The organism is Nocardioides sp. W7, assembly GCF_022919075.1.
Classification (GTDB): domain Bacteria; phylum Actinomycetota; class Actinomycetes; order Propionibacteriales; family Nocardioidaceae; genus Nocardioides.
In genome coordinates this window covers 3,869,495-3,892,170 of record NZ_CP095078.1, presented here as the reverse complement: position 1 = coordinate 3,892,170, position 22,676 = coordinate 3,869,495, and the positions used below count along the sequence as shown (strand labels likewise).

22 protein-coding genes and 1 pseudogene are annotated in these 22,676 nt (G+C 70.2%); 10 read left to right on the top strand and 13 right to left on the bottom strand.

Features of this window, described 5'->3' with window-relative positions:
• Positions 1 to 20: 20 nt before the first annotated feature.
• Together MUB56_RS18440 and MUB56_RS18435 are read right to left on the bottom strand one after the other, a co-directional pair.
• Positions 21 to 524: a hypothetical protein gene (locus MUB56_RS18440; protein WP_244928471.1), complete on the bottom strand. Its 504-nt coding sequence runs from the start codon at positions 522 to 524 to the stop codon at positions 21 to 23.
• Positions 521 to 3,304 (bottom strand): HAD-IC family P-type ATPase, encoded by a 2,784-nt coding sequence (locus MUB56_RS18435; protein WP_244928470.1) that lies wholly within the window; start codon positions 3,302 to 3,304, stop codon positions 521 to 523. Before MUB56_RS18435 ends, MUB56_RS18440 begins: the two co-directional genes overlap by 4 nt.
• Before the next feature lie 498 nt (positions 3,305 to 3,802).
• On the opposite strand from MUB56_RS18435, the gene MUB56_RS18430 reads away from it, so the two are divergent.
• Positions 3,803 to 6,367 (top strand): LuxR C-terminal-related transcriptional regulator, encoded by a 2,565-nt coding sequence (locus MUB56_RS18430; RefSeq protein ID WP_244928469.1) that lies wholly within the window; start codon positions 3,803 to 3,805, stop codon positions 6,365 to 6,367.
• A 16-nt stretch (positions 6,368 to 6,383) separates the two neighbouring features.
• On the opposite strand, the gene MUB56_RS18425 is transcribed toward MUB56_RS18430, so the two are convergent.
• The 5 genes from MUB56_RS18425 to MUB56_RS18405 form a co-directional block, all read right to left on the bottom strand.
• Positions 6,384 to 6,596: an SHOCT domain-containing protein gene (locus MUB56_RS18425; protein WP_244928468.1), complete on the bottom strand. Its 213-nt coding sequence runs from the start codon at positions 6,594 to 6,596 to the stop codon at positions 6,384 to 6,386.
• A 63-nt stretch (positions 6,597 to 6,659) separates the two neighbouring features.
• Complete coding sequence (locus MUB56_RS18420) at positions 6,660 to 7,127, bottom strand: DUF6325 family protein (protein ID WP_244928467.1); 468 nt, start codon at positions 7,125 to 7,127, stop codon at positions 6,660 to 6,662.
• Between the two features lie 21 nt (positions 7,128 to 7,148).
• The gene (locus MUB56_RS18415; protein WP_244928466.1) at positions 7,149 to 7,529 is read right to left on the bottom strand and encodes an SHOCT domain-containing protein; all 381 of its coding nucleotides are present in this window, start codon (positions 7,527 to 7,529) and stop codon (positions 7,149 to 7,151) included.
• A gap of 58 nt (positions 7,530 to 7,587) precedes the next feature.
• Positions 7,588 to 8,004, bottom strand: a complete 417-nt coding sequence (locus MUB56_RS18410) for a hypothetical protein (protein ID WP_244928465.1) — start codon at positions 8,002 to 8,004, stop codon at positions 7,588 to 7,590.
• A 110-nt stretch (positions 8,005 to 8,114) separates the two neighbouring features.
• On the bottom strand, positions 8,115 to 9,365 hold the full coding sequence (locus MUB56_RS18405) for a LuxR family transcriptional regulator (RefSeq protein WP_244928464.1): 1,251 nt from the start codon (positions 9,363 to 9,365) through the stop codon (positions 8,115 to 8,117).
• Between the two features lie 378 nt (positions 9,366 to 9,743).
• Between MUB56_RS18405 and MUB56_RS18400 the strand changes: the two genes are divergently transcribed.
• Complete coding sequence (locus tag MUB56_RS18400; RefSeq protein WP_280637307.1) at positions 9,744 to 10,526, top strand: YhjD/YihY/BrkB family envelope integrity protein; 783 nt, start codon at positions 9,744 to 9,746, stop codon at positions 10,524 to 10,526.
• Between the two features lie 27 nt (positions 10,527 to 10,553).
• On the opposite strand, the gene MUB56_RS18395 is transcribed toward MUB56_RS18400, so the two are convergent.
• Genes MUB56_RS18395 through MUB56_RS18385 form a run of 3 tightly spaced genes read right to left on the bottom strand, consistent with a single transcriptional unit; the run spans position 10,554 to position 12,447 of the window.
• Positions 10,554 to 11,042: an RDD family protein gene (locus MUB56_RS18395; protein WP_244928462.1), complete on the bottom strand. Its 489-nt coding sequence runs from the start codon at positions 11,040 to 11,042 to the stop codon at positions 10,554 to 10,556.
• A complete protein-coding gene (locus MUB56_RS18390; RefSeq protein WP_244928461.1) occupies positions 11,039 to 11,857 on the bottom strand; it encodes a hypothetical protein in 819 nt (272 codons plus the stop codon). Before MUB56_RS18390 ends, MUB56_RS18395 begins: the two co-directional genes overlap by 4 nt.
• Entirely contained in the window at positions 11,854 to 12,447 is a 594-nt protein-coding gene (locus tag MUB56_RS18385) for a hypothetical protein (RefSeq protein ID WP_244928460.1), read from the bottom strand. The genes MUB56_RS18390 and MUB56_RS18385 overlap by 4 nt, the downstream gene beginning before the upstream one ends.
• Before the next feature lie 325 nt (positions 12,448 to 12,772).
• Between MUB56_RS18385 and MUB56_RS18380 the strand changes: the two genes are divergently transcribed.
• The 5 genes from MUB56_RS18380 (at position 12,773) to MUB56_RS18360 (ending at position 15,129) form a co-directional block, all read left to right on the top strand.
• Positions 12,773 to 13,270 (top strand): DUF1269 domain-containing protein, encoded by a 498-nt coding sequence (locus MUB56_RS18380; protein WP_244928459.1) that lies wholly within the window; start codon positions 12,773 to 12,775, stop codon positions 13,268 to 13,270.
• An 85-nt stretch (positions 13,271 to 13,355) separates the two neighbouring features.
• On the top strand, positions 13,356 to 13,769 hold the full coding sequence (locus MUB56_RS18375) for a hypothetical protein (RefSeq protein WP_244928458.1): 414 nt from the start codon (positions 13,356 to 13,358) through the stop codon (positions 13,767 to 13,769).
• A gap of 71 nt (positions 13,770 to 13,840) precedes the next feature.
• Positions 13,841 to 13,978: a hypothetical protein gene (locus MUB56_RS18370; RefSeq protein WP_244928457.1), complete on the top strand. Its 138-nt coding sequence runs from the start codon at positions 13,841 to 13,843 to the stop codon at positions 13,976 to 13,978.
• A 161-nt stretch (positions 13,979 to 14,139) separates the two neighbouring features.
• Positions 14,140 to 14,613 (top strand): hypothetical protein, encoded by a 474-nt coding sequence (locus tag MUB56_RS18365; RefSeq protein WP_244928456.1) that lies wholly within the window; start codon positions 14,140 to 14,142, stop codon positions 14,611 to 14,613.
• Positions 14,614 to 14,712: 99 nt separating this feature from the next.
• The gene (locus MUB56_RS18360) at positions 14,713 to 15,129 is read left to right on the top strand and encodes an ATP-binding protein (RefSeq protein WP_244928455.1); all 417 of its coding nucleotides are present in this window, start codon (positions 14,713 to 14,715) and stop codon (positions 15,127 to 15,129) included.
• Positions 15,130 to 15,153: 24 nt separating this feature from the next.
• Here MUB56_RS18360 and MUB56_RS18355 read toward each other — a convergent pair whose 3' ends face one another.
• The 3 genes from MUB56_RS18355 to MUB56_RS18345 are packed head-to-tail and all read right to left on the bottom strand — an operon-like array spanning position 15,154 to position 17,091.
• Positions 15,154 to 15,891, bottom strand: a complete 738-nt coding sequence (locus tag MUB56_RS18355) for a GAF and ANTAR domain-containing protein (RefSeq protein ID WP_244928454.1) — start codon at positions 15,889 to 15,891, stop codon at positions 15,154 to 15,156.
• A gap of 53 nt (positions 15,892 to 15,944) precedes the next feature.
• Positions 15,945 to 16,664, bottom strand: coding sequence for a GAF and ANTAR domain-containing protein (locus MUB56_RS18350; RefSeq protein WP_244928453.1), 720 nt, complete (start codon positions 16,662 to 16,664; stop codon positions 15,945 to 15,947).
• 16 nt (positions 16,665 to 16,680) lie between these two features.
• Entirely contained in the window at positions 16,681 to 17,091 is a 411-nt protein-coding gene (locus MUB56_RS18345; RefSeq protein WP_244928452.1) for an STAS domain-containing protein, read from the bottom strand.
• A 386-nt stretch (positions 17,092 to 17,477) separates the two neighbouring features.
• Between MUB56_RS18345 and MUB56_RS18340 the strand changes: the two genes are divergently transcribed.
• The 3 genes and pseudogenes from MUB56_RS18340 (at position 17,478) to thrS (ending at position 22,570) form a co-directional block, all read left to right on the top strand.
• The gene (locus MUB56_RS18340) at positions 17,478 to 19,655 is read left to right on the top strand and encodes a glutamine synthetase III (protein ID WP_244928451.1); all 2,178 of its coding nucleotides are present in this window, start codon (positions 17,478 to 17,480) and stop codon (positions 19,653 to 19,655) included.
• Between the two features lie 141 nt (positions 19,656 to 19,796).
• Positions 19,797 to 20,498: pseudogene (locus MUB56_RS18335) on the top strand (NADPH-dependent F420 reductase); the annotation flags it as partial.
• Between the two features lie 86 nt (positions 20,499 to 20,584).
• Positions 20,585 to 22,570, top strand: a complete 1,986-nt coding sequence (thrS, locus tag MUB56_RS18330) for a threonine--tRNA ligase (protein WP_244928449.1) — start codon at positions 20,585 to 20,587, stop codon at positions 22,568 to 22,570.
• Positions 22,571 to 22,676: the final 106 nt, after the last annotated feature.

Here is a 22,676-nt window from a genome sequence, read left to right as displayed (position 1 = left end):
CCCTGCGCCCCAGGCAGCACTCAGTGCAACGCCAGCTTCAGCAGCGCGACCAGGATCCCGACGCCGGCGCCCACCGCGGCACTGGCGATCCGGCCCCCCAGGTCGAGACCGCCCCGGGCACCGGCGACGTAGCTGTAGACGGCGAGCAGTCCGATCGTCGCGATCAGGGCGGTCCACGCCGACGTGCTGAGCTTGGCCCCGGCGAGCCGGGTGACGAGCAGGATGGCGAGCGGCACGATCGACACGAGGGCGACCGGCGCGGTCTCGACGAGCGCGTGCCGCAGGGCCTGACTGGGGTGGTGGCCATGGGTGAGCGCGCTGCCGATCGTCACGGCGTGCAGATGGGCGATCCAGTAGACGGTGACGGTGGCGGCGATGGCCAGGCTCAGGTGCGCCGTCGTCTGGGCGTGGCCGACGCCGTACGCGATGACGGCGGCACACACGACGGTGCCCGTGATCGCGCCCTCGCCGCCCAGCACGAGTCGGAACGGGCCGGTTCGATGGTGGACGCGGCCACGGGTCACGACCGCTGTGCCCCGGCTTCGGTGCCCCGCTCGCGGGACACGTCGACGCCTGCCGGATCGGGCTCGTCCCGATGCCGGAGGAAGACCTTGACGAGCTCCTCGACCACGACGAGGGACGCCGCGAGACCGGCGCAGATGGACCACTGCTCGAAGTCCAGGGCGGTCGTGTCGAAGATGCGCTGCAGGAAGTCGAGCGAGGTGACGAGGATGATCGCCGCCAGCGCGACGCCGTACCGGCGCAGCTGCATCGCGCCCGGGAGGGCGTCGCGGTCGAAGACCGTGTTCAGCTGGTCGCGGCAGAGCAGGGCAGCCACCAGGTGGAACAGGGAGAGCGTCGTGAGCAGCATGGTCGCCGCGAGTACGGCGTCCTCCGGGTCGTCGCCGATCTGGTAGGCCACGAGCGAGCCGACGGTCATCACCGCACCCTGGACGCACAGGCGCACCCAGTTGCTGCGCGACAGCACCGGTGCCCCCACGGGTCGCGGCGCGCGCTCCATCAGGCCGCGGGCGGGGCGGTCGAAGCCCAGCGCGATGGCGAGCGGGATGTCCACGACCATGTTCAGCCACAGGATCTGCAGCGGGTTCAGCGGTGCACCGTCGGCGATCCCGATGATGCCGGCGCCGATGAAGATGGCGATGTAGGCCACCAGGGTCGACATCTGGAAGCGCAGGTACTTCAGCAGGTTGTCGTAGAGGGTGCGGCCGTACGACACCGCCTCGACGATCGTCGCGAAGTTGTCGTCGGTGAGCACCATGACGGCGGCCTCCTGGGAGACCTCGGTGCCGGTGATGCCCATCGCCACGCCGATGTCGGCCGTCTTCAGCGCCGGCGCGTCGTTCACGCCGTCGCCGGTCATCGCGACGACGTTGCCCTTCTCCTTGAGCAGTCGCACCAGCCGGACCTTGTCCTCGGGTGCGACCCGGGCGACCACCCCGATCTCGTCGACCTCCCGAAGGAGCTGCTCGTCGCTCATCGCCGCGAACTCGGCGCCGGTGACGGCGCGGCCCTCGATGCCGAGCTCGGTGGCGATCGCCGCCGCGGTCGCCGCGTGGTCGCCGGTGATCATCCGGACCCGGATGCCGGCCTCCCGGCACTCCGCGATGGCCGCCTTGGCCTCGGCGCGCGGCGGATCGACGATGCCCACCATCGCGAGCAGGGTCAGGTCCTGGACCAGGGAGAGGTAGTCCCCTCCGGGAACGACCTGGGAGGGGTCGAGATCGCGCTGGGCGACCACCATCACCCGCTCGCCGGCGGCCGCGATCCGGTCGTTGGTCTCCAGGGCGAGCGGCCGGTTGGCGTCGGTGATCGGCACCGTCGTGCCGTCGGGCCGGCGGATCGAGGTGGCCCGGGCGATCAGGACGTCCGGTGCGCCCTTGACGAAGCAGCGCACCACGGGCCTTCCGCCGTCGCCGGTCATCTCGTGGAAGGTCGCCATGAACTTGTAGTCGGAGTCGAACGGCACCTCGGCGACCCGGGGGAGCGCTGCCCGGGTCTCGGCGATGTCGAGCCCGCCCTTCGCGCCCAGCACGATCAGCGCACCCTCGGTCGGGTCGCCGATCAGGTTCTCGCCGTCGAGTACGGCGTCCGCGCAGAGCACCATCGGGAGCAGGTACGGGTCGAGGTCGTACCGCTGCCCGCCCACGTGGCTGATCTCGCCGACCGTGCTGTAGCCCTCGCCCGAGACGGTGTAGCGGTTGTGCCCGGGGATGACCATCTCTCGCGCGGTCATCTTGTTGAGCGTCAGCGTCCCGGTCTTGTCCGAGCAGATCGCCGACGTCGAGCCGAGCGTCTCGACCGCGGGCAGTCGTTTCACGATCGCGTTGCGCCGGGCGATCTCGCGGGTCCCCATCGACAGCAGCGCGGTCACGACCGCGGGCAGCCCGGTCGGGATCGCGGCGACGGCCAGGGCGACGCCGGTGATGAACAGGGTGTCGAAGCTCTCGCCGCGGGCCAGTCCCAGGAGGACAACGATGACCAGGGCGATAGCCGCGATCGCCGCGATGACCTTCGAGAGCGAGTCGAGCTGCTTCTGCAGCGGGGTCTTGCTGACCTCGGTGCTGGCGAGCAGCTCGGCGATGTGACCGATCTCGGTCTCCATCCCGGTGGCGGTCACGATCAGCTCGCCCCGGCCCCGGGTCACCGCGGTGTTCATGTAGGCCATGCAGACCCGGTCGCCGAGAGGTACGTCGTCGCCCGGCACCGGGTCGGTGGACTTGCCCACCGGCAGGCTCTCGCCGGTCAGCGCCGCCTCCTCGATCTCGAGGGTCGCGGCGACCATGACCCGCCCGTCCGCCGGAACCCGGTTCCCCGCCTCGACCAGGACGATGTCGCCGGGGACCAGGTCCGCCGCGTCGATCTCGACCGCCACGCCGTCGCGGCGTACCCGCGCGATCGTCTTCATCATCTGGGCCAGCGCCTTGACGCTCTCCTCGGCCTTGGTCTCCTGACGAAGTCCGATCACGGCGTTGAACACGGTGAGCCCGGCCAGCACGGCCGTCGTACCGGCCTCCCCGGTGACCAGCTGGTTGACCAGCGCGGCGGCGAGCAGGACGAGCTGCATGAAGTCCTCGTACTGCCGCAGGAAGGCGCGCCATCTCGGCTCGTGCTTGCCCTCGGCCAGCCGGTTCGGGCCGAACGCCGAGAGCCGTCGTACGACCTCCTCCGCCGAGAGCCCGGCAGCCGGGTCGACGCCGAGCTCGCGGGCGACGTCGGCCGCCTCCGTCGCGACCGGGTCGGCAGAGCGTCGGACGACAGGTGCTGGGGCGTCTTTGGTCGTCATCAGTGCCCTCCGGGTGGACGCAGTTGTCCCCTGATCGTCGTGAGGTCTCGGGTGGGCGTACCTCACCCCGGGAAGGGTGGGCTGGGCGACGCGGTGGTGGGGTGACCGGGCCGGTGCGGGGATTCAACCGACGGAGGCGGAGCACCGGTTCGTACCCCGTCCTGGGTATCCGCTGTGCCCGGTCAGTCGGAGCGGGTTCCGATATCGTCGCCAAGTTCGGGTGCCTCGGGCCGTTTCGGCCGGATGATGTCCGGTCCGAGACCGAGGTCGACGGTCGAAGACCTGCCCGCTGACCCCTGGACGGAGAGCGCCAGGAGGGAGGACTCGACTCCTGCTCGGCCGCAGGTCACTGTGCCTGGACCGCGGACAGGTCTAACGTGGAAGCGCTAGACGCAGCAGAGAGGCACTGCGATGGGTCGCACGCGCTCCACCAGCTCGGGGTCAGTGGTAGTCCAGCGCGGACGACACGACTCGCCGTTCTTCCGCTCGAAGTTCCGGGTGCCCACCACCCCCCAGCATTTCGTACGCCGGCGTCGCCTGCTGCGGCTGCTCGACGACCTGGCCGAGTATCCCGTGACCGCGCTCGTCGCGCCGGCCGGCGCGGGCAAGACCGCTCTGGCCGCCGACTGGGTCCGACACACCGAACGGCGGGTGGCCTGGCTGGCGATCGACGAGGGTGACCGCGACCCCCGGAAGCTGATCACCGCGCTCGCGGCCACGGTCGACCAGCTGGTCCCGGGGTGTGCCGAGACCACGATGTCGGTGCTTCGTCGCCCGCACGATCCTGTGGGCGCCGTGCACGCCCTGGTCGACGTACTGGAGCAGGCCGAGGGTGAGCCGGCGGTCCTGGTGATCGACGACGTCCACCTCGTCGACGAGGAACCCGACGCGTCGTCCAGCCTGGCGTCGTTCATCGAGCACAAGCCGGCGTGGCTGGACCTGCTGCTGGTGAGCCGGCGCCACCTGGCCCTCCCGGTCCACCGGCTGCGGGCCAGCGGCGCGCTGGCCGATCTGACCTTCGAGGCGTTGCGCTTCTCCGACGACGAAGCGCTGACGATGCTCACCGGCCTCTGCCCCGACGCGGCACCCGAGGCGCTGCCCGACGCCGCCCGGTGGGCCGGCGGCTGGGCGGCGGCGCTCCAGCTCGCCGCGCTCGCCGTCCGGTCGCAGCGGATCCACCGGCTGCCCCATCCGGACAGCGAGGAGAACCCTCGGACCGGGTCGGGGCGCCTGGTCGACGAGTACCTCTGGCACGAGGTGCTCCGCGCGGAACGGCCCGAGATGATCGACCTGCTCCTGGCCGTGTCGGTCGTGGGCTGGGTGAACTATCCGCTCGCGGAGGCGCTGAGCAGTCGCCCCGACGCCGGGGACATCCTCTCCGAGGCCGAGCGACGCGGCCTCTTCGTCACCGCCTTGGAGTCGGGGGGCTGGTTCGAGGTGCACGGACTGGTCCGCGACCTGCTGCTCGGTGAGCTCGAGCGTCGTTCGCCCGCTCGGCTGCGGGAGTACCACGCCCGGGCGGCGCTCTGGTTCGAGACGACCGACGACAGCACCAGCGCCCTCGAGCACTGGATCGCAGCCAACATGCCGCGCGAGGCACTGCGCCTGCTCGCCGATCTCGCAGTCGATCTCTTCGACGGAGGCCGGGAATCCGCCATCCGCAGCATGATCAGCAAGATCTCGGTGGACTTTCCGCACCCCAACCCGAGCGCCCTGATCGAGTTCGCGTGGTGTCAGCTGCTCGTCGACCGGATGTCGTTCGAGGTGGCCCTGGCCGCAGCCGAGTCCGCGAACGTCGAGGAAGGCGGTGGCGGGGACCTCGGCCGTCTGATGATCCTTCGGGCGGCCGCCGCGCTCGTCTCGGGGGACTGGAACGACTGCGAGGAACTCGCCCTCGGGGCCCTGGAGACGATGGGGGAGCGCGCCTGGCTCGACTGCCTGGGCCGGTTCGGCTGGACCCTGGTGGCGCACGGCGTCGCGCTCGACGAGCGCTGGCTGGACCGCAGTGCCGAGGTCGACCGCCTGTGCCTCGGGGTGAGCAAGGACGCCCACCGCACGACCGCACTCGAGGGCACGCGGGCCGTGGGGCTCGCGCTCGCCGGTCATCCCATCGACGCCCTGCGGACCGCGGCCGGGGTACGCCGGGTCGCGAATGCCGGGGACATGAGCTCGCTCCGGACCGAGTTGACCCTCGCCGAGGCCATCGCCGTTCGCGAGATCGGCGACCTCGACCAGGCACGACAACTCCTCGACACGCTGTCGACCGAGCCGTCGTACCCGAGCGTGTTCGTCCAGGTCCTGGCCCAGCTGGAGCTCGTCGAGCTGCATCTCGCGAGCGGCAACCTGGAGGAGGCCGCGACGGCGTTCGCTCTCGCGGCCCAGACCTGCGCGCGTGACCACACGGGGGCACGCGCGACCAGCTACCTCGCTCGCCGCGGCGTACTGCTCGAGCTGGCCCGCCGGGACCTGGACGCAGCTGCGCGCTGGGCGCAGCGGATCGACGACCCGTTCTGGCGGCCCCTGAGCGAGGCCCGCATCCAGTTGGCCGGGCATCGCAACGCCGATGCGGTCGAGTCACTGGCGCAGACGGTGCCTCGTTCGGTCAGGCACCAGGTGATCTGGCACCTGGTGTCCGCCCGAGCGCTGCGAGCCGACGAACGCGGTGCCGCGGAGAAGGAGGTCGCCACCGCCCTCGAGCTCGCCGCCGAGCAGGGCCTGCTGGAGACCGTCGGCACCGAGGCCCGGGACCTTCTCGACCTGCTCGAGTTGGGCGCGTGGCGAGTGCCGGAGGGGTGGATGCACCGGTTGCGGCACGTCGTCGTCGGCGGCGGCGACCCCACGGGACCGTCCGGGGCCCTGATCGACGACCTGACGTCTCGAGAACGCGACGTCCTTCGGCTGCTGCCGAGCCGGCTCACGGTGCGCGAGATCGCCGCCGAGCTGTTCGTGTCCCGCAACACCGTCAAGTTCCACCTGCGCGTCATCTACCAGAAGCTCGGGGTCACCTCGAGGGCGGAAGCGGTCGAGACAGCGCGTTCCCTGGGACTTCTGCGCAGTCTCTAGGCCCAGGATCGAGGGGTCAGAACGAGGTTCCGAAGACCTTCAGCACCTGGCGCTCGAACTCCTCGTCGGACAGCACTCCTCGGTCGACCAGCCGGAGCAGCTGGCGGACCTGATCGGTCCTGCGGACCGACGGCGGGCTCGACGCGGCGCCGCTGGCCTTCGCGTCGAGTGTCGGCGGACGGCGGAGGATCCCCACGTGCCCGCGCCGCGACGCCGCAGCCCGTCTCATGCCCGTCTCCTTCCGCCTGGGTCATTCCGTCTGGGTCGTTCCGCCTGGATCATGTCGCCTGGTCTACTCCGACCTGCGTGCGCGCTCCGCCTGCTCGATCCGGTGCCGCGGTATCCGCTCCCCGCCGACGATCCGTCCGCCGCCCGCCCGAGCGGCATCGGCCAACTCCTGGGCCCAGCGATCCTCGACCACGAGGATCAGCGCGGAGGTGCCGGGACGCAGGGCACGACACGCGAGCACGATGTCGTCCTCGCTGAGCATGCCCCCGACCTCGCCGGCCACGCCCTGCAGATCGGCCAGTGAGGCGACGAACTCGGGCTCGGTGACCGAGTACCGCCCGTGGGAGTCGGTGACCACCCCCACCAGGTCGAGGATCCGGACCCGGGAGGACTCGACGAGGCTGCGCAGCGCCCGGCCCACCCCCGGGCTCGACGACAGTTCGGGCAGGCTGATGACGACGTACTCGATCAGGTCGGGGTCGGGGCGCGGCACCGCCTCGGCATCGCCGTTTCCTCCGGAGCCGTTCGCCATGGTGGTACGCCTCCCGAAGGATCACGCCAGGAGCTTGGCCTTGGCCTGCTGGAACTCGGTCTCCGACAAGTCGCCCCGGCGCTGCAGCTCGGCCAGGCGCTCGAGCTCCTGCGCCGTGCTCGGCGCCGCCGCGGTCTGGTCGTACCGGTCGTACCGGTCGGCTCGGCTGACCGCGCGTTGGCCCATCGTCTTCCCGCGAGCGATCAGGTACACGAACACGCCCAGATAGGGCAGGACGATGACGAACAGCGTCCACAGGGCTTTGCTCCAGCCCGAGAGATCCTCGCTGCGAAAGATGTCGGCGAAGACCGAGATGAGGAGCGATATCCAGATGAAGAAGAGAAAGAACCAGACCATGGAGACGAACACGTCTCCGGGGCTGTACTCCCACACGGTGACCACGGCGAACCTCCCAGCTAGAGCGGAACATCGGTTTGGACGGTGACCGGACGAGCCGGCCCTATCGGTACGCCTTCAGCTGGACGCACAGCGCCCAGATCACGATCGTGTTGAAGGCGATGATGATGACGCCCCACACCGGGTAGAGCGGCAAGAAGGAGAAGTTCGTCAGGATCGACAGGCCCGCGACGATCAGGCCGGCGACCGGGCCCCAGCTCTTCCTCAGCATGACGCCGAGCGCGACGACGATGCCGATCACACCGATGGCGATGTGGATCCATCCCCAGACCGTCGTGTCGAAGCGGTACAGGAACTCGACGCCCTGCGCGTACATCTGATCGTGGTTGACCGCCGAGGCCCCCTGGACGAGGTCGAGGACCGAGGCGAGGATCAGCAGGACCCCACCCAGCGCGACCGAGAGGTCGGCTAAGAGGGCCCGAGCCACCCGGTCAGGGACATCGTCGTCAGGGCCAGGCATCGGTCGCCTCCCAACTGGTACTTGCGAACTGAGCACAGCGTGGGGGCAACGCGGGTGGCGGCACCCCACCCGCCGGAGGGTGGAGGCGACCGGATGGGGACGGCGGGCCGTCAACACAGACCGAGGTGGCGGCCACGGCGTACGGCGTCGGCCCGTCGATGGACCTCGAGCTTGGCGAAGATCCGCTTGACGTGGGACTTGACGGTGTTGACCGAGAGGTAGAGCCGCTCGGCGATCTCCTCGGTGGTGAGCATCTGAGCGAGCAGCTCGAGGACCTGCGCCTCACGCTCGGTGAGGTCGACGGTCGAGCTCTGGCCGGCGTACATCGCGGTCTGGCTCTTGACCTGGGCGAGGTGGAGCCGGCGTACCCCGACGAGGAACTCGTGGTGGGTGCGCAGGAGGGTCATGTCTCGCTCGACGAGGGTCCGCAGCCAGCCCCACTCCCGCAGGACCGGCAATCGGAGCTCGTCCGCTGCGGCGGTGCTGAGCGCCCGATTCGCCAGGGACGTACTGCGGTGCTGCGAGTCGTGCGTGTCCGCCAGGCGGGCTTCGAGCAACCAGGCGCGAACCTGGAGGTCGAGCGGAGCGCTCTCCAGGGTCTCGGTCACGCTCCGCAGCACCGCCACGGCACCGCGGACGTCACCGACCGCCTGTCGCGCCGCGGCACTCACCACCGAGGCCGCGGCGGCCACCTCCGGTGGGGCGGGCGTGACAGCCGCAAGCGCACGGTGCGGCTCACCGGCCGCCAGCAACGCGTCGGCTCGGGCCACCGCCATCATGCCGCAGGCCCAGGGCGTGCGAGCGAGCTCCGCGGTGGCTGCGGTGAGCAGCCGGATCGCGGAGTCGGGGCGCTGTACGGCGACGAGAGCCCTGGCCTCGATCAGGCACCCGACGGTGGCCAGCCACGGGTCGGGTCGGTCGTCGAGATCCGGCCGCATGAGGTCGAGCAGGCGCCAACACCTGTCGAGCTCGCCGCGCTCGAGATGGATCCACGCCAGCGCCAGGTGCGCGTGCAGTACGCCGGCGACCTCCCTGGCTCCTTCGGATCCGAGGGTGCGGGCGGCGTGCTCCCGCGCTCCTCGCAGCTCGCCCCGCATGGCCATCGTGAGCGCAAGCGACCCCTCACTGCGAGGTCCCTCGGCCGCGAGCAACAGGCCGAGCTGGGACGTCAGCACGGGATTGCCCGCGGTGCCTCGGCGACCGGGCGAGCTCGACACGCGGACCGCTTCGAGGGGCCCGGCAGCGGTGACCAGCTGCGGCCTGCCGAGCGTGCCGTCGCGACGAATCTCGACCACCGCGAAGTCGCGGTGCTCGTCATCGCGGGGGCCGTCAGTCGGCGCGGGTACTAAGGAGAGTGTCACGACCATTCCAAGGGTGGGGGTGCTGCCCCATTCACCGGGGAGGGTGGGTGGTTGCGCTCCACCCTCAGCCGGGTTAGATCCCGCCGGGTCCTGGCCGGAGCTCCGTCGCGCGGGCGCCCGGCTCGCCTCTCACCCATCCTGGACGATGCCGGGCGATGGCATCCGCGCCAGGGTGGGGGAGCAGCCGGCCGATCGTGAGGAGGCCTCCCATGGGCTCGTCCCGCAGGTACGGCGACCTGCCGTCCGAGGTGGAGTCGCCGGCGCTGGAGAGAGCCGAGGCGGCGGCCTACGCGGCGCTGGACCGACTGCCGCCGCGGTTGGGGCGTCCGATCATCCGGATGGGGGGGCCGCTGGCCGGGGCGTCTCGCGCTTCGGAGCATGGCCTCCTGCGTCCAGATCGAGATCTTCGATCGGTCCATGACGATCGCCGCCCAGTTCTTCACCTCCGTCTTCCCGATCCTGATCCTGTTCGCCACGTGGGCGAGCAGCGTCGACTCGACCAGGATCGCCGAGGCGGTGCGACTGCCCGAGGAGTCCCGCTCGGTGCTGGATCAGGCGCTCCAGACGTCCGGAGGAGCCACCTTCGGCGTCGTCGGCGCGGTCGTCGTACTGACCTCGGCGACGAGCCTGTCGCGGGCCCTGACCCGGGCGTTCGCGGCCGTCTGGAAGCTGCCGCGACCCAGGAGCAGCCTCCGCTCGGCGTGGCGCTGGCTGGCGGTCGTCGTGTCGTTCGCCCTGTCTCTCGTCCTGGTGCGAGCGGTGAGTGGGTCCGCGACGGCGCTCCCTCCGGGGAACGTCTGGCAACGGGTGGTGGGGTTCGCCAGCGACCTGACGCTGATGCTCTACGTCCCCTGGCTGCTGCTGACGGGAGCCGTTCGGATCCGGCGGCTGATGCCCGCCGCACTCGTGTTCGCGACGCTCATGCTGGCGGTGCGTCCGGCATCGGCCGCCTGGCTGCCGCGCGCCCTCGAAGGCAGCGCCGATCGATACGGGTCGATCGGGGTCGCCTTCACCTACCTGGCGTGGCTGTACGTCGTGGCCTTCTGCATTCTGCTGGCCGCCGTCGTCGGTCAGGTGATCGCGGCCGACCCGGGATGGGTCGGCCGGAGGATCCGCGGCGAGTCTGTCGCAGCCTCGCCGGCGGCGGTCGGCGACGTCTGACGGGGTGGGTCGGCTCGCCGGCCACGCTCATCTCCAGGTCGTCCAGTCGTAGCGGACGACCGTCGACAGCAGCAGGTCGTGGACTGCCGCGTGACGCCGGCTGACGACCACCCACAACAGGCCTATAGGGAAGTAGACGCAGAGCACGGCGCGCAGGAGTGCTCGGGGCAGCGAGAGCAGGTCTCCGTGCCGCGTCGTCACCCGCAGCCCCATGACGTGCTGACCGTACGAGCGCCCGTTGACCCGCCACGGGGCGGCCAGGAAGCACGTGGCGACGACGAAGTAGGCGCCGAAGAGGAGTGCCGCGGACGGTTGGGGAAATCTGAAGGTCCTCGTGTCGAGGAGAAAGAGCGTCGCGCTCCAGCTGAGGTACGCCGCCACCAGCCCGCAGATCACCGTGGCGAGGTCGAGCAGTGCCGCGATCAGGCGACTGATGATCCCGGCGTCCTGGCCCTGGTGCGTGCGCGCCTCGGCGGGGATCACCACGGCGTGCTCCTCGGAGCGTTCGCCGCTCACGTCGCCGCGCCTCCTGGCAGTCCGTCACCGGACTCCAGATGGCGATGGCGTCTGAGTCGGTCGATCACCCGTTGCACGGCTCGGTCGGCGTCGATGCTCTGCATCCGTACGCTCCGAACCGTCTCGGAGGCGAGGGATCCGCTGGACTCGCGGATGATCTCCGGGAGATCGATGGCGGCGATCACCTCGTTGGCCAGGGCAGCCAGGTCGACTCGCGCGATGACGGCGTCGAGGTCGATGGTGCGTGCGATGGCGTCGAGATCGGCCTGCTCGGTCACGACGTGGGTGAGGTCGATCCGCTGCAGGATCGCGTCGATGTCGATGCGTGCCGCGACGGCGTCGAGGTCGACCTTGGCCACCACGGCGTCGAGGTCGACCTTGGCCACCACGGCGTCGAGGTCGACCTTGGCCACCACGGTGTCGAGGTCGACGCCCGCCACCAGCGCGTCCAGGTCGAGCGCCCGCCGGACGAGATCGGTGAACGGCACGAGGTCCGCGAGGTACTCGACCAATCCCGGCAGCGCCGCAGCCAGCAGACGGTCTCGGCTCCGACGGGCGGCGGCCCGCTCGACCCGTCCCCGTCGGGCCAGCGCCTCGACCAACCGGACCGGCCGCCTGCTCGCCGGCAGGAAGGGTGGATCGAGGAGGAGCCGGGCACCGGGTCGGCCGACGCGGACTCCGAGGCGTCCCGCGTCCCTCAACCCGTCGGCGAGCGTCGAGACGGCACCGATGAGCGCGTCTGGAACGGAGCCTCCCGGTGCGCCACCCGTGACGGGTGACCGCGGCAGGTGCGTCATCGAGGTGCCGAGCGTCACGAGCCCAGCTCCTGGCACGACGCGGCGTCCGCGAAGGCATCTTGGAGCTCCTGGGCCCCGTCCAGCTCGCGGAGGTCGGCAACGGCCGACTTGGCCTCTGCGGCCATCGCGGCCGCGGCCCCGCTGACGCTGGACACCGAGGTGAGTCGCTCCTCTGCCGTCTCGGGCTCGTCGCTGGTCGCCTCCTGGACGGTCTCGCCCTGGCTCTCGAGCTCCTGCGCCAAGGACGTCAACCGCGCTGCAGCCTCATCGCCCGCCTCGGTGTCCGGCGCGTCGAGCTCGCGCAGGTCCGCGGCGAGCTCATCGGTCGCGCCCGCGACCTGATCGATCGTGCTCTCGAGGTCGTCGAGGCTGAGGTCGCTCGGGTTGGAGAGGACCGTACGAGCGTCGTCCATGGTGGTCGTCCACTCGCCCACGTTGGAGCACAACTCGGCCGCCCAGGACTCGGTGGCGGTTGCCTCGGCTGAGCTGTCGTCGGAGTCCTGGCAACCGGCCCCGGTGGCGACCAGTCCGGCAAGCAGGCCGAGGACGGCGAGCCTGCGTCCCGAATCGAGCACCCTCGCCCGCGACGTACGCCGATCCGTGGGCATGCGGACCGCCCGAGATGCGGTGGTCCTCCCGGTATCGCCTGAGCTGGGTGCCATGACGACTCCTTCCCGGCGTGCCGGACTACGAGGGGCGCGAGACCTCCATGGTGTGGTGAGGAACAGGGGGACACCCCACCCCGGGCCGGGTGGTCGGCGGGTCACCGGGTCCACGCGGCGTACCGACCCCTCGCCGCTGCGTCGGCTGGCCGTTCCCACCCGCACAGGGTGGTGCCGTGGTCCCGGCCGAGTGGCACGGTCGTGGGCACGGCAAGTTCGGCGCGGACGTGCGAGGTGCGTCGACGCGACGAGACCAGCGAGGAGACTGGCCATGGCACAGGCGACGCTCACGGTCTGGAAGTTCAAGACAGCGGATGGCGCGGCGCAGGCGTCCCAGACCCTGCAGAGGCTCAGCGAGCAGAACCTCGTCACCCTGGTGGACGCGGCCACGGTCTCGTGGGAGGCGGGGAAGAAGAAGCCGAAGACCCAGCAGCTGGCCTCCACGACCGGCGCCGGCGCCCTGGGCGGATCGTTCTGGGGGCTGCTCTTCGGCCTGATCTTCTTCGTCCCGCTCCTCGGTGCCGCCCTCGGCGCCGCCACGGGTGCCCTGACGGGTTCCCTGGTCGACGTGGGCATCGACGACGGATTCATCAACAAGATCCGCGACCAGATCACCCCCGGCACCTCGGCACTGTTCGCGATGACCTCGGACGCGGTCCTCGACAAGGTGCGGGACGCGTTCGCCGGTCACGAGCCGGACGAGCTGGTCTTCACCAATCTCACCGACGAGCAGGAGACCGCGCTGCGCGCGACGTTCGGCGCGGAATGACCCGCGCCCCAGCTGCAGGGACGGCGCTGGCCGTACCCGGAGAGGTCGACCCTTGAGCACGACAGGTCCCAGTGGGGGAGACCCCATGTACGTCGGCGCGGAGGACACCGGGTTCGCCTGGGGGCTCAGCGCCTTTGCGGGCATCATGCTCGCCACACTCGCGAGCATGCAGGTGCTCCAAGGGATTGCCGCGCTTGCGAAGGACGACGTGTACTTCGAGCCGGCCGACTACATGTTCGCCGCAGACCTCACGACCTGGGGATGGATCCACCTCGTCCTCGGCGCTGTCGGGGTGGTCGTGGGGATGGGCATCCTCGCGCAGCAGGGCTGGGCGCAGCTCGGCGGGATCGTCATCGCCGTCCTCGCCGCCCTGGCCAACTTCCTGTTCGTGCCCTACTACCCGGGGTGGGCGCTGACCCTGCTCGCGTTCAACCTGCTGCTCATCTGGGCGCTCACGAGCCAGTTCCGCGGTCGGAGCCGCACTCCGACACATCGGTGACCGGGCGCGTCGCGCCGAGGGCCGATGAATCGACAAACCGTCCGAAGGACCACTCCAGAGCGGCAACCGCCATGAGAACCTCCACGCCCGAGCACCGCGCCGACCCCCGCCAGCGCGGAGTCTCGTGCGACTCCGACCTCTTCGCTGTGGTCCTCATCTGGTCCATCCCGGTGATCACCTTCCTCGGCGCGCTGCTCCGCCTCGACTGACGACCTCTTCCTCCGAAGGTTTGCGGTCCTCCTAAAGAGGTCACTTAGTGGTGCCGACGGCCCCCGACGAGCAAGGGCGCGACTCACGCAGCGCGTTCGAGACGAGGGGGTCGGTCGGCGATCAAACTGCGGCCGGGCCGCGGTCCCGGTTGGATCGTCGCATGACCTTCTCCTGGACCGGCCTGGCCCTCGCGGCGGCCATCCTGGTCCCGAACGCCCTCCTCGTGCTCTTCCCGCCCCGCGAAGGGCTGACGGCGCTGACCTCCGCGGGCCCGTCGGTCGTGCTCGAGAGGCTCGGTCAGGTCGGCTGCCTGGGGGCGTCGGTGCTGTGGGGCGAGGACCGGGGTGCCGCGGTCTGGGGTGGGGCGGCGTTGCTGCTGGTGGTGGCGTACGTCGCCCTGTGGCTGCGCTACCTGGTCACAGGTCGACACGTGCTGAGCCTCTTCGAGCCCGTCTGGGGCCTGCCCGTGCCGATGGCGGTGCTGCCGGTGGCTGCCTTCGCCTGCGGAGCGCTCTGGTCCGGCTCGCCCTGGCTGGCGGTCGCGACCGTGGTGCTGGCCGCCGGGCACCTTCCGAACAGCTGGCGCACGTACCGCTTCCTGGCGGGCCAGGTTCCTCCCAGCCAGGCCGTGTGATCTGAGTGGCGCGGAGTTAGTGTGTGCGGATACGGCCGGTCATGCCTAGACCCCGCACTGACGTTGGCCGTAGCGCCAGCGCCTGACGACGGCGAACGGATGAGCGTGCTCGGACCCTGGTCCCACGAGACTGAGCTCCCCGCTGAGGCGAGCAGTGCCGCTCGCGCCCGCGCGTTCGTCACGGACGTCCTGCGCAACCACGAGCTGGGCCACGTCGTCGACGACGTCGAGCTGGCGGTGAGCGAGCTCGCCACGAACGCCCTGGTGCACGCAGGGACGCGCTTCACGGTGATTGTGAGCGCCTTCGAGGACACGGTCTTCCTGGAGGTCCTGGACGGGTCACAACACGGCCCGAACCCGGGCGTCTCGCTCGCGTCGGACACGAGTGGGCGGGGGATCACGGTCGTCCAGGCCGTCAGCCGGGACTGGGGCGTCATCGAGCGCGGGTCGGACGGGAAGTCCGTGTGGGCCGCGTTCGACGCGGTGCCGGTCGTCCCGCCCGCCCTGCAGGTCTGAGGCCCGTGCGCACCCGCCGGCCGGTCAGGCAGGGCGGGGGGTGGTGAGGTCCGGCAGGCTGGTCGGGTCCTCGGTGATCGCCCGCGCGACCTTGCCCAACAGCTGCTGGTGAGTGCGGGCGTACCCGCGCAGCATGTCGAACGCATCGTCGACGCTGATGCCGTGGAGCTGTGCGAGCACCCCCTTCGCCTGCTCGACGACGATGCGGCTGTTCAGGGCGACCTGCAGCTGTTCGGTGAGCACCTCGCCGCGGTGGATGGCCCGTTCTTGGAGGATCCCGATGGTGGCGATGTCGGCGAGGGCCTGGACGACCCGCACGTCGGCCGGCGTCATGTGCCCGATCTCGGTCCCGAAGAGGTTCAGGGCGCCGATCACCGTCTGCCGCAGCCTCAGCGGAAAGGCATGGACCGAGCGGAACCCGGCGGCCACGGCGCGGGGGGCGAAGTGTGGCCACAGATGTCGAGCTGCGGCGAGGTCGGCGTCGATCACCGGCTTCCCCAGGCGGAAGCAATCCTGGCACGGGCCCTCGTCGGCCTGGAGCTGGAACAGCTCCAGGGTCCTGGCGCGCTCGTCGGAGGCGGCCATCAGCTGGAGCCGGCCGTGATGGTCGGCGAGCAGGATGCCGGCGCCCTGGGCCTGCGCGATCTCGGTCGTGTGCTCGGCGACCTTCTTGAGGAACTCGATCAGGTCGAACTCGTCGACGAGGGTGTCGGCGACCTCGACCAACACCTCGGCGAGCCTCTCGGCTGGAACCATCGTCATGGCGGGACTTCCTTCACGAACTCGGTCGGGCTCGGCTTCTCGTGCTCGCAACCTCATTCGTCTGGCTCGAAGACCAGCCTACCGGCCACGACGTCGTTCGCGAGGTCGCTCAGCCGTTGATTCTGGGCAAAAGCTCGGCCCCTCATCCGGGCCATCGCCTCGGCCAGGGGGATCCCGAGCTGGACCATCACCATGCCCTGCGCCTGGAACACCTCGTAGCGGTCGTCGAGGGCGTCGCGCACGACCACGCTCGGCTCCCGCGAACCTCGCTGGGAGTCGAGCAGGCTCATGGTCGCCACCTCGGCGAAGGTGAGGGCCTGGGCGAGCACCGGTCCCGACAGGTCACCCACCTCCTCCCGGTAGACGTCCATCGCACCGAGCCGGGCGGCGCCGACCTGCAGGGGGAAGGCGAACAGGGCCCGGATGCCGTACTCGTGGGCCGCAACCGCGTAGCCCGGCCACCGAGCACGACCCGAGGCCAGCAGGTCGGCCATGATGACCGGGCGCTGGGTCGCGTGCGCGTCGAGGCACGGCCCCTCGCCCAGGGCGAACTGCAGCGCCTCGATCCCCAGGGTCCTCGGACCGGACACGGCGACCGTCACCGGGGTCTCGGCATCCACGATCACGCTGATGCCGACGCCGGTTGCCGGCAGGGTACGAGCGGCCGCGCGACACAACCGCTGAAGCTGACCGACCGAGGCCGGACTGTCGTCGGCCAGTGGCGGCTCTTCCGCGACCAGTCCCTGCACGTGCGCGAACATGGATCTGCTCACCGGCGGCAGCAGCGGGTCATAGGCCCTGCTCGGGGTCCGCGCCGAGCGGCTGGGAGATCGCCAGGTCCACCGTGTCGGCAGTGAGGAACAGGTGGTGGGTGCGGGTGAGGTCCAGGATCCTGCGGACCGCGACCGACGGAGCGACCAGTCGCACGCGCCTGTCCGTCTCGCCCGCCCTGCGCTGCCGGTCGACCATGATGCCGAGCCCGTATGCATCCAGGAACGTCACCCCGTGCAGGTCGAACGCCACGCGGCCGGTCTCCCTGCCGAGCAGGTCACCGACGAGCGGACCCGCTTGGACGTCCATCTCGCCCTCGACCTGGACGATCGTCCACGCGCCGGACCGGTGTGCACGCACGGACACGGACGGCTCGCCGGCCAGGGGCGGCGCCGCGCTGAGCCTGCGTCGTCCGATGCGGTCGGGCACGGGCGGACCCCGGGGGGTGGTTCGCTGACTCGTCATGACGGACCCTCGCTGCTTTCGAACGCGCAAGATGGCGGGGACCCGGCCACTGATCCCCCATCGTCGCCCACCTCGGCCCCGGCGTACATGCCCCAAAGGGAGGAGGCCGGTGACGAGAGTGGGGGTCAGAGGTCGCCATAGCCGATGAACCGGGCCCGACAGCTGCGTTGACGCAATGCCCGCAACCCTCCGCAAGGGAACTGCGCGTCCGAGAGAGTCGTCACAGCCGCATTTCACCTCCCCGAAACATGTTGGATTCATTGAGTGCGTTTCCCTGGCTAGGTTGCGGCAGGTCTCGGCTCTACCAGCCGCGGAGAAAAAGTGGCTCGCGCAACGAGGGATGAGTGCCCATGAGTGGAAACGCCGTACGCCTGCAGGCCATCAAGGACGTCGAGGCCTACGTGCCTCCCGCGGTCAGCTTCGACCCCGGCGAGGAGCCGGGTCAGATCTTCGGAGAGAACGTCTTCAGCCTCAACGCGATGCAGAAGCGTCTGCCGAAGTCGGTCTACAAGTCGGTCGTCGCGACCATCGAGAAGTCCGCGCCGCTGGACCCGCTGGTCGCCGACGCCGTCGCCTCGGCGATGAAGGACTGGGCGATGGAGAAGGGTGCGACCCACTACGCGCACGTCTTCTACCCGCTGACCGGCCTGACCGCCGAGAAGCACGACAGCTTCCTCGACCCGGTCGGTGACGGCACCGCGCTGGCGTCGTTCTCCGGCAAGACCCTGACCCAGGGCGAGCCGGACGCGTCGTCGTTCCCGAACGGCGGCCTGCGCAACACCTTCGAGGCGCGCGGCTACACGGGCTGGGACGTCATGAGCCCGGCGTACGTGCTGGAGAACCCCAACGGCAACACCCTGTGCATCCCCACCATCTTCATCTCGATGACCGGTGAGGCGCTCGACCACAAGACGCCGGTGCTCCGCTCGCAGCAGGCGATGTCGGCACAGGCCAAGCGGGTGCTGGCCCTGTTCGGCCACGACGAGCCCGAGAACGTCGTGGCCTACTGCGGTCCCGAGCAGGAGTACTTCCTGGTCGACAGCCACTTCTTCCTGGCCCGTCCCGACCTGCTGAACGCCGGTCGCACCCTCTTCGGCGCGAAGCCGCCGAAGGGCCAGGAGTTCGACGACCACTACTTCGGCGCCATCCCCGAGCGCGTGCTCGGCTTCATGATGGACACCGAGCGGGAGCTCTTCAAGCTCGGCATCCCGGCCAAGACCCGGCACAACGAGGTGGCCCCCGGCCAGTTCGAGGTCGCCCCGATGTTCGAGCGCGCCAACGAGGCCTCCGACCACCAGCAGCTGCTGATGACGACCTTCAAGGCGATCGCCAAGAAGCACGGCATGGAGTGCCTCTTCCACGAGAAGCCCTTCGCCGGGGTCAACGGGTCCGGCAAGCACGTGAACTTCTCCATCGGCAACACCACCCAGGGCAACCTGCTGCTGCCCGGTGACACCCCGCACGACAACGCCCAGTTCCTCGTCTTCTGCGCCGCGGTCATCCGCGCGGTGCACAAGTACGGCGGCCTGCTGCGGGTCTCGGTCGCCTCGGCGTCCAACGACCACCGCCTCGGCGCCAACGAGGCCCCGCCGGCGATCATCTCGATCTTCCTCGGCGACCAGCTGGCCGACGTCTTCGAGCAGGTCGCGAAGGGTGGCGCCACCCGCTCGCGGGAGAAGGGCACGCTGACCATCGGCGTCGACACCCTGCCCGACCTGAGCAAGGACCCGGGCGACCGCAACCGCACCAGCCCGTTCGCCTTCACCGGCAACCGCTTCGAGTTCCGCGCGCCCGGCTCGCAGCAGACCGTCGCCGTACCGATGGTCATGCTCAACACGATCATGGCCGAGGCGCTCGACTACTGCGCGACCGAGCTCGAGACCGCGGTCGCCGCCGGCACCGACTTCGACGAGGCCGTGCAGACCCTGCTCGCCGAGATCGTCGCCAATCACGGCGCGGTCATCTTCAACGGCAACGGCTACGCCGACGAGTGGCAGGTCGAGGCCGAGCAGCGTGGCCTGAAGAACCTCCGCACCACGGTCGACGCGCTGCCCGAGCTGATCTCGCCCGAGGCGATCGAGCTGTTCTCCAAGTACGAGGTCTTCAGCGACCGGGAGATGCACAGCCGTTACGAGATCGGTCTCGAGCAGTACCTCCTCACGCTCAAGGTCGAGGCCAACCTGACCGCCGAGATCGGTACGACGACGATCCTGCCGGCCGCGGTGCGCTACCAGACCGAGCTGGCCAACAACGTCGCGGCGCTGAAGGCCGCCGGCGTCGAGGCCGACCTGTCCCTGCTGCAGACGGTCAGCGCCCCGATCGCCGAGCTCCGCGCCGGGCTCGCCCAGCTCGCCACCGCGCTGAGCGACCTGCACGACCACGAGGGCATCGCCGAGGCGACGTTCGCCCGCGACGCGGTGCTGCCGGCGATGGCGAAGGTCCGCGAGGCCGCCGACGCGCTGGAGGCTCTGGTCGCCGACGACCTGTGGCCGCTGCCGACGTACCAGGAGATGCTGTACATCCTCTGACCTGCCTGACGCTGGTTGAGGTGCGAAGGACGAAGTCCCGACCCGACGCTGGTTGAGGTGCGAAGGACGAAGTCCTGAGCCTCGACACCCCCTGATCCGAGAGGCCGGCCTGGGAACACCCGGGCCGGCCTCTCGGTTGAGCCGAGCATGACCACCATCGGACTGATCGGAAGCGGCAACATCGGCAGCGCCGTGGCCAGGCTGGCCGTAGCCGCCGGACACGACGTCGTACTGAGCAACAGTCGTGGCCCCGAGACCCTGCAGGACCTCGTCGACGAGCTCGGCCCGCGCGCCCGGGCGGCGACCACGGAGGAAGCCGCCGAGGCGGGGGAGATCGTCGTGGTGACGATCCCGCTGAAGGCCTACCTGACCGTCCCGGTCGAGCCGCTGCGCGGGAAGATCGTCATCGACACCGGCAACTACTACCCACAGCGCGACGGGCAGATCGCCGAGCTCGACGACGAGTCGACCACCACCGCCGAGCTCGTCCAGGCGTACCTGCCGGAGTCCTTCGTCGTCAAGGCGTTCAACAACATCAACTACGGCGCGCTCGCCGAGCTGGCCCGTCCCTCGGGCGACCCCGAGCGGAGTGTGCTCGCGATCGCCGGCGACGACGCCGGCGCCAAGGCCCGCGTGCGAGAGCTCCTCGACAGCCTCGGCTACGACACGTACGACGCCGGCCCGCTCAGCGAGGGCTGGCGCTTCCAGCGCGACCTGCCGGCGTACGCCCAGCTCTACAGCGCCGACCCGCCCGGCACCTGGCCGCCGCAGACGCACCGCCGCGTCGACGAGGCGTTCCTGGTCGAGCAGCTCGGGAAGGCCAAGCGCTACCGCGACATGTGATCAGCAGCGGAAACCCATGCGATCACGCGGCGGACCCACCGATACGATCGGCGGGTCCGTTTCGCCGCCTTACCCCAGGAGCTCCCGTGTCCGACATCAAGGTCGTCCTCGTCACCGCCGACGCGCGTGAGGACAAGGCGACCACGACGGGCACCAAGGCCTGGGAGCTGTTCGCCGACGAGCCGAACGTCATCGCCGCCCGCGTGAACGGGGAGCTCAAGGACCTGTCGTACGTCCTGGCCGACGGCGACGTGGTCGAGGGCGTGCTGATCGACTCCAAGGACGGCCACGACATCCTGCGGCACTCCACCGCGCACGTGATGGCGCAGGCGGTCCAGCAGCTGTTCCCGGAGGCCAAGCTCGGCATCGGTCCGCCGGTCCAGGACGGCTTCTACTACGACTTCGACGTCGAGACCCCGTTCGTGCCCGAGGACCTCGCGAAGATCGAGACCGCGATGCGCAAGATCGTCAAGGAGGGCCAGCGCTTCGAGCGCCGGGTCACCAGCGACGGTGACGCCCTCACCGAGCTGCAGGACGAGCCGTACAAGATCGAGCTGATCGGCCTCAAGGGGGGCGCGGGCGCCGACAGCACCGAGGGCGCGAGCGTCGAGGTCGGCGCCGGCGAGCTCACCATCTACGACAACGTCCGACGCAACGGCGACGTCGCGTGGAGCGACCTGTGCCGCGGCCCGCACCTGCCCACCACCAAGCGGATCCCGGCCTTCAAGCTGATGCGCAGCGCCGCGGCGTACTGGCGCGGCGACGAGAAGAACAAGATGCTGCAGCGCATCTACGGCACCGCGTGGGAGTCCAAGGAGGCGCTCGAGGAGCACCTGCACCGCATCGAGGAGGCCGAGCGCCGCGACCACCGCAAGCTCGGCCGCGAGCTGGACCTGTTCAGCTTCCCCGACGAGATCGGCTCCGGCCTGGTGGTCTTCCACCCCAAGGGCGGCGTGATCAAGCGGGTCATGGAGGACTACGTCCGCCAGCGCCACATCGAGGAGGGCTTCTCGTACGTCGGCACACCCCACATCACCAAGGACCAGCTCTTCTACACCTCGGGGCACCTGCCGTACTACGCGGACACCATGTTCCCGCCCATGGAGTTCGAGGGCTCGAACTACATGATCAAGCCGATGAACTGCCCGATGCACAACCTGATCTACCGCTCGCGCGGGCGCTCCTACCGTGAGCTGCCGCTGCGACTCTTCGAGTTCGGCTCGGTCTACCGCTACGAGAAGTCGGGCGTCATCCACGGCCTCACCCGGGTGCGCGGCCTGACCCAGGACGACTCGCACTCCTACGTCACCGCGGAGCAGGCACCCGGCGAGATCAAGCATCTACTCGAGTTCGTGCTCGGGCTGCTGCGCGACTTCGGCATCGACGACTTCTACCTGGAGCTGTCCACCCGCGACGACTCGAAGCCCGACAAGTTCGTCGGCTCCGAGGAGGAGTGGGCGGTCGCGACCAAGGTGCTCGAGGACGTCGCGGTCGCGTCCGGCCTGGAGCTGGTGGCCGACCCGGGTGGCGCGGCGTTCTACGGACCCAAGATCTCGGTCCAGGCCAAGGACGCGATCGGCCGCACCTGGCAGATGTCGACGATCCAGTACGACTTCAACCAGCCCAAGGGCTTCGAGCTCGAGTACAACGGCGCCGACGGCGCGAAGCACCAGCCGGTGATGATCCACTCGGCGAAGTTCGGCTCGCTGGAGCGGTTCTTCGGTGTCCTCGTCGAGCACTACGCCGGCGCGTTCCCTCCGTGGCTCGCCCCGGTCCAGGTGCAGGCGATCCCGGTCGCCGACACGTTCAGCGACTACCTGCACGACGTCGCGAAGCAGATGCGCGCGGCCGGGCTGCGGGTCGAGGTCGACGACTCCGACGACCGGATGCAGAAGAAGATCCGCAACGCGCAGCTGCAGAAGGTGCCGTTCATGATGATCGCCGGCGCGGACGACGTGGAGGCGGGCGCGGTGTCGTTCCGCTACCGCGACGGACGCCAGGACAACGGCGTACCCCTCGCCGAGGCGATCCAGCGGGTCGTCGACGCGGTGGCCTCGCGCGAGCAGGTCTAGTGTCGCGGGTCGGAGGTTGTTGACCGGTTGGCGTGCTCAGAGTGGGTGGCTCGCCAGGCGCCGGCGCGACGCCGTACCCGTTCGTCCCGCGAGCGTCGGCAACGCC